The following is a 7,919-nucleotide window of genomic DNA, read 5'->3' on the forward strand; positions in this document are numbered from 1 at the left end:
TGGGGCGCAGGACCTCGCCGTGCAGATTGGTCGGTACACCGCCCATATTGTAATGGACTGTGGGCAGCACCGGAGCGGGCTCCTTGGTCACGTCCACCCCGGCGAAAATGCGCGCGGTTTCAGAGATGCCGGGCAGACGCTGGTGCAGCAATTCCGGGCCGAGATGCTCCAGATGCAGCATGATATGGTCCTTTTTGGGACCACAGCCACGGCCTTCATTGATCTCGATGGTCATGGCGCGTGACACGACATCGCGCGAGGCCAGATCCTTGGCGGTGGGCGCGTAGCGCTCCATGAAGCGCTCGCCCTCGGAATTGGTCAGATAACCGCCTTCACCGCGGCAGCCTTCCGTGAGCAGACAGCCCGCAGGGAAAATACCGGTGGGGTGAAACTGCACGAATTCCATGTCCTGTGTCGGCACACCGGCGCGCATGGCCAGACCGCCACCGTCGCCCGTGCAGGAATGGGCCGAGGTGCAGCTCTGGAAGGCGCGCCCGTAACCACCGGTTGCGAGCACGACCATCTTGGCGCTGAAGCGATGGATGGAGCCGTCATCGAGGCACCAGGCCACGATGCCGCGACATGCCCCATCGTCATCCATAATCAGGTCGAGCACGTAATACTCGACATAGAAATCGACGCGATGCTTGAGGCATTGCTGATACAGCGTGTGCAGGATGGCGTGGCCCGTACGGTCGGCAGCGGCGCAGGCGCGGGCCACAGGGGCCTTGCCGTATTCGCTCATATGGCCGCCAAACGGACGCTGATAGATCTTGCCGTCTTCCGTACGCGAGAAGGGAACGCCGAAATGTTCCAGCTCCATCACGGCGCTTTCGGCCTCGCGGCACATGAACTCGATGGCGTCCTGATCGCCCAGCCAGTCCGAACCCTTGACGGTGTCGTACATATGCCAGCGCCAGTTATCCTCGGACATATTGCCAAGTGAGGCACCAATCCCACCCTGGGCGGCCACGGTATGGCTGCGTGTGGGGAAGACCTTGGTCACGCAGGCTGTGCGCAGGCCACCGGCCCCCATGCCCAGCGTGGCACGCAGGCCCGAGCCGCCCGCACCCACGACCACCACGTCATAGGCGTGATCGACAATTCGGTATTTTCTGACGGATTCCGCGCTCATTATTTTGCCTCCGTCGTGCGGGTCATGAGGATACGGGCGAGCGAGGCGCAACCGAGCGCCACGAAAAGAAGCGTGCTCAGGCGGATCACCAGACGCAGCCCGAAGCGCCGCCAGCCACGCGAATAATCGGAGGCCACGACTTCCAGTCCGAGCTGGGCATGGCGGCCTGTCAGGGCAATCAGCAACCCAAGCGGGGCAGCATTCTGCACGCGACCTGCCCAGGCCAGAATGGCAGCGCGGTCACGTCCGGCCAGACGCAGGATCTGGGCGACACCCCATATGGAAAGCGGGCCGAGCAGTACGGCCGAGATACGCTCAGCCGTCCAGTGCTCGGCCCCGTCGGCCATGCCGCCAAGCCCCTTTGCACGCGCCAGAGGCGTGCGCATGTCGGAAGAACGATTCATGCTTTTGTTCCCTTGTTGCGCAGCCGGGAGAGGACGACAAAGGCTGTGACAAGCGCAACCGAGAGTCCGGCCGTGGCAAAGACCGAACGCCGCCCGTCCTCGTCGATTTCCTTTTTCTCGAAGCGTGCGCCGCTATCCCAGATCAGATGGCGGATGCTGGCGACGAAATGGTATAGTGTGGCGACGCCCCAGCCGAGAAACACCAGCCGGCCCAGAGGATGCGTTGCCACGCGCTGGGCGCGTGCAAAGGCGCGTGGGCCCTGTGCTAGGGCAGCAAGCCACGCCACAGCCAGACCGGCACCGAGGGACGAGGCGACACCCGATATGCGATTGCCGATCGAGAGCGCCATGGAGAGGCGGAAACGATAGATATCCAGATGCGGCGACATGGGCCGTCTGATGGGCCGCCCCTCTGTGTCGGTGCCGTGATAGAACGCTTCACGTCCGTCGGAAGCCATGGCGATACCTCTGAATTCTGTGTTCGGGCTGGGCGATACATTACCCACATAGTCTCATTCAGATGGTTCGTCATGTGCATATTGATGTGAGAATCGGCACTGATTTTGTCTTGTATGTTACGGATTTGGCCCGTTTTTTCCGATATTGCGCCTCACCAATGCGTGACATTTCACAAGGGGCGCGTTCTGTTCGTTGGCGTGTTAGGAGGGGGGCACAAACCGGTAATGCGCGACAAGAGAGAGTTCGATGTCTGACGTGAGTTTCGCCCCGCTTTCCTCGACGACCAGCACGGTATTTGGCACATATCAACGTCTTGTCGATCAGAAGCAGATCGAGGCCGATGCCGCGCAGCGGGAAGCCGCACTTGCTCTGGACCGGCTCGCGCAGGCGCTCCTGGCGCGCGAAGGAGCAAAACCGGGGCTGTTCTCCCGTCTTGCCAGACGCAAGCCGGAGCCGATCCGAGGGCTTTATCTTGTCGGGCAGGTGGGGCGGGGTAAGACCATGCTCATGGATCTGTTCTGCCGCGAGGTCGGTCTCACCAAAAAGCGGCGTATCCATTTTCATGTGTTCATGCAGGAGGTGCTTCGCGCCCTGCACAAGGGGCAGAGCCGGGCCGAGCGCCGTGAGGACCCGGTGCACGAGCTGGCGGACCGGATTCATGAACAATATGAGCTGCTCTGCTTCGACGAATTCCAGATCAACGATATGTCCGACGCTGTGCTTGTCCTGCGTCTGCTCGACCGGGTCATGGCATTGGGGACCGTGGTTGTCGCGACATCCAACACAGCCCCTGTCGACCTGATGAAGCATCAGGTCCAGAACCGCGCGACCATGCGGCCCTATCTAGAGGCCTTTGCAGGCTGCATGACGGTAATGACGCTGGACTCTGCCCGCGATTATCGTCGGGGACGCGAGATCGATGCGCAGAGATGGCTTGTTCCGAATTCGGAAGAAAACCGTGCGCATCTGCGACAGCGCTTTGAAACCCTGACCGATACCCGTGCCGAACCCGGTTCTGTGGCCATTGGATCGCGTCAGATAAGCGTCCCAGCATGCAGTGGTGACGTGGCGTGGTTTACCTTCGAGGCCTTGTGCGGCGAGGCGCTTGGGCCAGCCGATTATCTGGCTATTGTGGGCAGATTTCGCACGCTTTTCATCGAGGGGATCCCCGCCCTTGTGCCGGATCAGTTTGATAAGGCGCGGCGTTTCATCACGCTGGTTGATGTCATGTATGAAAACCACACGGTATTATTTGCCAGTGCCGCCGCAGAGCCAGAGGCGCTGTACCAGACCGGTGAAAATGCAAAGGCGTTCGAGCGGACAGCTTCGCGCCTGGATGAAATGCGGTCGAGTGGGTGGGTAGGCGCGTAAGTCTCTCTATGCCCTGGTCTGATAGGGGGGGCAGGGCATCCCGATCAGTTTGTTCTATCCCAACGGGATCACTGCTCTGGATCGTCCGCCCTGCGGGCGCATCCAGCTCAGGTCCGGTGCTGTTGATAGCCCGTGACCGATCGCAAGAAATCAAGCCGCTGCTATCGGAAGGGGAGATCATCCGATTTACCGCAGTAAAGCATGAGGTTTTCGAGCTTGGGGTGCCATGCCGTGTAGGGGGTGATGAGTAAAACAATCCGATAAATACAACATAACCGAAATTTTTGTAGAAGTCATGTTGGAATTATATTTATGATGCGATATATCGACTCATCATGATGCGGTAATCAGTAATAAAAAAGTGAAAGAGGCCCCCATGCAGATCTATAGGGAATTCTCTGATGATCTTCATACTAGTATTTTTGGCCCCACTTATTGGAACTACGTCTCGATTTATGCCGCCGTCTCCGATGATGCGCGTGTCGTTTTCGACGGGTGTGACGACTCAATTCCTGCGCCATCGACAGGGAGCGCCAACAATCCAACCTACCTCAGGGGAAAATTCGCGATATACATCGATCCGTCTGCATGTTTGAAGACAACAATAACGTTCATGCCGAATTATACTACGCTCATCCATTATCAGACGAATGATCAGACAAATGGCATTGATATCTATATAGATTATAATTACTTCGATATCCCGGTGGAATATCAGGGGCAGCCAATTGCTATCAGTAATCTGGCGAATTACATGGGGCCATATTCAGGCAAGGTGGAATTTGCGCCATGCTATCTTCCAGGCACCATGATCGAGACCCCAGACGGGGAGCGTGCCGTCGAATCGCTGCGTGCCGGAGACGAGATCATCGTTTATAGCGCTGACGAACGGTCAACGAGAACGATCACTTCGATCGGTTGCGGCCAGTCGAATGTCTGTGCGTCCGCTTTCGATGATTTGTCAGGATGGCCGGTACGTATACTCAAGGGAGCCTTGTCGGAGGGCGTTCCCTACAAGGATCTGCTCGTCACCTCGGAGCACTGTTTATACCTCAACGGGTGCTTCGTCCCTGTGAGAATGCTGGTCAATGGTCTCACCATTTTCTACGACAAGACCGTGGGTTGTTCTAATTACTACCATATCAGTATGGAGCCCCATGCCATCGTCCGCGCGAATGGCGCCCTGAGTGAGTCGCTTATCGGTAAGGGTCATAGTGCCTTGCTGCACGATCAGGCAGGTTCCGGATCACCCGTCCTCATGGGCGACTGGAACAGTGCGGCTGCCCCTCTGAATACAGAGCGCAGGTTTGTTGAGCCGCTTTACAGAGAACTGGAAGCACGAGCCAGCTTGATAACCGGTGAGAGGTCTCTGCCGCTTGCGCCGGTATGTGACGATCCGGGACTGTATCTTGTGACGGATGGAGGCAAATGCATTGAGGGACTGCGGGGAACGAATGGCGTCGTCCATTTTGCCGTTCCCCATGCGGCGCGCGCTGTTCATATCATGAGCCGGGCCAGTCGCCCCTGCGATGTCTATGGCCCCTTTGTCGACGATCGTCGTCTTCTGGGCGTGCTTGTGGGAGCCATCATGATGGAAAAGGGTGGTGTCTGTAGTCCGGTGCGCACGCATATCGAACAGAGCGATCTTGCGGGCTGGCAGCCCAGGGTTGCCAGGGATATGCGCTGGACCACAGGGGGTGCTTTGCTGCCACTCCCGGAACGGGAGCACGAGGGGCTTGCCAGACTCTCTATCGAGATCCGGCAGGCGGGCCCTTACCGGATGCCCGAAGCCATCTGCATGGATCTGAAGCAATCCGCCTGAAGTGATGCCTGCAGGCGAGGCTGCCTGTGTGTCGCACAGGCAGCCTTTTTTGTATTCAAACAGGATATAGTTCCAGGGGCCCAAACAGGAGGCCCGTGGAACGAGTATTTCTTACTTGCCGTCAGACACCAGGCCGCGATGGGCCAGCATGGGGCCGATTTCGGGGTCCTTGCCATAAAAGGCTTTGAACATCGGGCCGTAATCCATGGTGTGCCCCTTAGACAGGATCATGTCACGGAAGCGCTGGCCGTTTTCACGGGTCAGGCCGCCATGCGACTGGAACCACGAGAACACATCCTGATCGAGCATTTCGGTCCAGAGATAAGCGTAATATCCGGCCGAGTATCCATTGCCCCAGATATGCAGGAAGTAGCTCGAACGATAGCGCGGCGGAACGTTCGCGACGTCGAGGCCGGTCTCGTTGAGTGCCTTGGCTTCGAACTGATCCACATCCTGACGCGGCGCATCGGCCGAGAGACCGTGCCATGACATGTCGAGCTGCGCTGCGGCCACGATTTCACCCAGTGCATAGCCCTGATTGAAATGTGCGGCTTTCTTGATCTTGGCGACCAGCTCGGCCGGCATCGGGGCGCCGGTCTTGTAGTGGCGGGCATAATGGGCGAACACCTTCGGATCCATCGCCCAGTTCTCGTTGAACTGCGAGGGGAACTCGACGAAATCGCGCGCAACCGCCGTACCGGAAAGCGTGGGGTAGGTCTGGCTTGCAAACAGACCATGCAACGCATGACCGAATTCATGGAACATGGTCGTCACATCGTCTGACGTGATCAGCTCCGGCTGGCCGGGCGCCGCCTTGGTGAAGTTCGCCACGTTATAGATAACCGGACGCGTTTTCAGCAGGTCGCTCTGACCCACGAAATTCGACATCCAGGCGCCACCCGATTTGTTGTCGCGCTTGAAATAGTCGAAATACATCAGGCCAAGCGGCGAGCCGTCCTTGTCCTTGACTTCGAAGACTATGACATCGGGGTTATAGACCGGGATGTCCTTGCGGGGCTCGAAGGTAATTCCGTAAAGCTGGTTCGCTGCATAGAATACGCCATCTGTCAGCACGGTATGCAGCTCAAAATACGGCTTCACATCGTTCTGGTTGAGGTCGAATTTCTGTTTGCGGACGCGCTCGGCGTAGTAGTTCCAGTCCCACGGCTTGAGTGTGAAATTCTGATGGTCTTCACCGATGGCCTTTTGCAGCTCGGCAGCCTCACGATGCTGTTCGGCCGCCGTTGCCGGCACGAGCTGGTGGATGAAGCTGTTCACAGCTGCCGGCGTCTTGGCCATCTGATCATACAGCGTATAGGCAGCGTAATTGGGGTAGCCGAACAGGGCGGCCTTTTCGGCGCGCAGCTGGGCGATTTCTGCAATCGTCTGGCGGGTGTCGTTGGCGTCGCCCTTTTCCGCACGGGTCCAGCTCTGGTTGAACAGGGCTTCACGCGTGCTACGGTCGCTCAGAGAAGCGAGATCGGGCTGTTGCGTCGTGTTCTGCAGCGGCAGGACATACTTACCTGTCAGCTTGCGTCCTTCGGCGGCCTTCTGGGCAGAGGCAACGGCGCCGTCATCGAGCCCGGCGAGCGCCTCCTTCTTGTCCACAATCAGAGCGCCGGCCTTGGCGCTGGCAATCAGCTTCTGGTTATAGGCGGTTTCGAGTTTGGACAGCTGGGTATTGATGGCGCGCAGCTTCTGCTGGTCGGCATGATTCAGCTCAGCGCCCGAATGGACGAATTGCTGGTAGTAAACCTCCAGCAGCATCGCCTGCTCGGCGTTCAGGTTCAGCTTGGCGCGGTTGTCATAAAGGGTTTTGACGCGGTGGAAGAGCTTGGGATTGAGATAGATCTCATCCTGATGCTGGCTGAGCTTGGGCGCTTCCTTGCTGTCGATAGCGTCCATGGCGTCATCCTTGTCCGCCGAATAGACCCCGTAGAACACGCTCTGGGCGCGGTTCAGCAACTGGCCCGAACGCTCCATGGCGACAATGGTGTTGTCGAAGGTCGGCGCAGCCTTGTTGTTGGCAATCGCCTGCATTTCCTTCAGCTGGTCGGCCATGCCCTTTTCAAAGGCCGGCACGTAATCACTGTCCTTGATCTTGTCGAAGGGGGGTGCCTGATAGGGCAGCGGGCTTGCCTGAAACAGCGGGTTGGCAGGGGCAGCCAGCGCCGTGGAAGACAGAAGGGGGAGGGCAACAGCTGCCAGAGCCGCAGTGTGTCTGAAAACGGGCATGAACAAGGATCCTACGATCGTAACATGATATGTTACCGTAGGAAGGAAACGAAGAGGCGTCAAACCGCCTGCATGATGTTCCGCTAACGTACCGGATTATCCTGCTCACCGGGCAGGTCCTGTTCATCATCATTTAGCACGCGGACCGGGCCGCCGCGCAGCAGATCCTGCAGAACAGCCTGCACGGCTTCAGAGCGTGAGAGGGGAATGTCGAGTGAGAGCGTGGCCCCGGTCTCATCGAAACTGCAGCTCTCCTGAGTGGCCTCCCACTCCGCCAGTCTGGCTTGAATGATAGGCAGCAGGCTGAACGAGGCATGAAAGCCAAGACGTTGCATGGGCACGATCTCAACCGCCTCGCCCTGTTTCAGGCAGGAAGCCGCTGCCCCGCCATAGGCGCGCACGAGACCGCCAGCGCCCAGCTTGATGCCACCGAACCAGCGCACGACAATGACCGCCACCCGGTCGAATTCCTGTGAGTCGATGGCCTGCAGAA

Annotated in this window: 6 protein-coding genes and 1 pseudogene; 2 read left to right on the forward strand and 5 right to left on the reverse strand. The window is 58.4% G+C overall.

Annotated features, from left to right (window positions below):
* From P792_RS39180 to sdhC, 3 genes and pseudogenes are all read right to left on the reverse strand, one after another.
* Positions 1-1,135: pseudogene (locus P792_RS39180) on the reverse strand (FAD-binding protein); the annotation flags it as partial.
* Positions 1,135-1,539 carry a succinate dehydrogenase, hydrophobic membrane anchor protein gene (gene sdhD / locus P792_RS33155; RefSeq protein ID WP_023979651.1) on the reverse strand — a complete coding sequence of 135 codons (405 nt, stop codon included), beginning with the start codon at positions 1,537-1,539 and terminating at the stop codon, positions 1,135-1,137. The gene sdhD and the pseudogene P792_RS39180, both read right to left, overlap by 1 nt.
* Complete coding sequence (sdhC, locus tag P792_RS33160) at positions 1,536-1,997, reverse strand: succinate dehydrogenase, cytochrome b556 subunit (protein ID WP_031241413.1); 462 nt, start codon at positions 1,995-1,997, stop codon at positions 1,536-1,538. The genes sdhD and sdhC overlap by 4 nt, the downstream gene beginning before the upstream one ends.
* Positions 1,998-2,244: 247 nt before the next feature.
* Between sdhC and zapE the strand changes: the two genes are divergently transcribed.
* Together zapE and P792_RS0119915 are read left to right on the forward strand one after the other, a co-directional pair.
* Positions 2,245-3,369, forward strand: coding sequence for a cell division protein ZapE (gene zapE / locus P792_RS33165; protein ID WP_023979653.1), 1,125 nt, complete (start codon positions 2,245-2,247; stop codon positions 3,367-3,369).
* 613 nt (positions 3,370-3,982) lie between these two features.
* On the forward strand, positions 3,983-5,191 hold the full coding sequence (locus P792_RS0119915; RefSeq protein ID WP_161630861.1) for a Hint domain-containing protein: 1,209 nt from the start codon (positions 3,983-3,985) through the stop codon (positions 5,189-5,191).
* A gap of 111 nt (positions 5,192-5,302) precedes the next feature.
* Here P792_RS0119915 and P792_RS33170 read toward each other — a convergent pair whose 3' ends face one another.
* Both P792_RS33170 and P792_RS37750 read right to left on the reverse strand, forming a co-directional pair.
* Positions 5,303-7,426 (reverse strand): M3 family metallopeptidase, encoded by a 2,124-nt coding sequence (locus P792_RS33170; RefSeq protein WP_023979655.1) that lies wholly within the window; start codon positions 7,424-7,426, stop codon positions 5,303-5,305.
* Positions 7,427-7,509: 83 nt separating this feature from the next.
* On the reverse strand, positions 7,510-7,919 hold a 410-nt coding region (locus P792_RS37750; RefSeq protein WP_200863490.1), incomplete at its 5' end, for a YigZ family protein.

The organism is Asaia sp. SF2.1 (genome assembly GCF_000505765.1).
GTDB lineage: Bacteria > Pseudomonadota > Alphaproteobacteria > Acetobacterales > Acetobacteraceae > Asaia > Asaia bogorensis.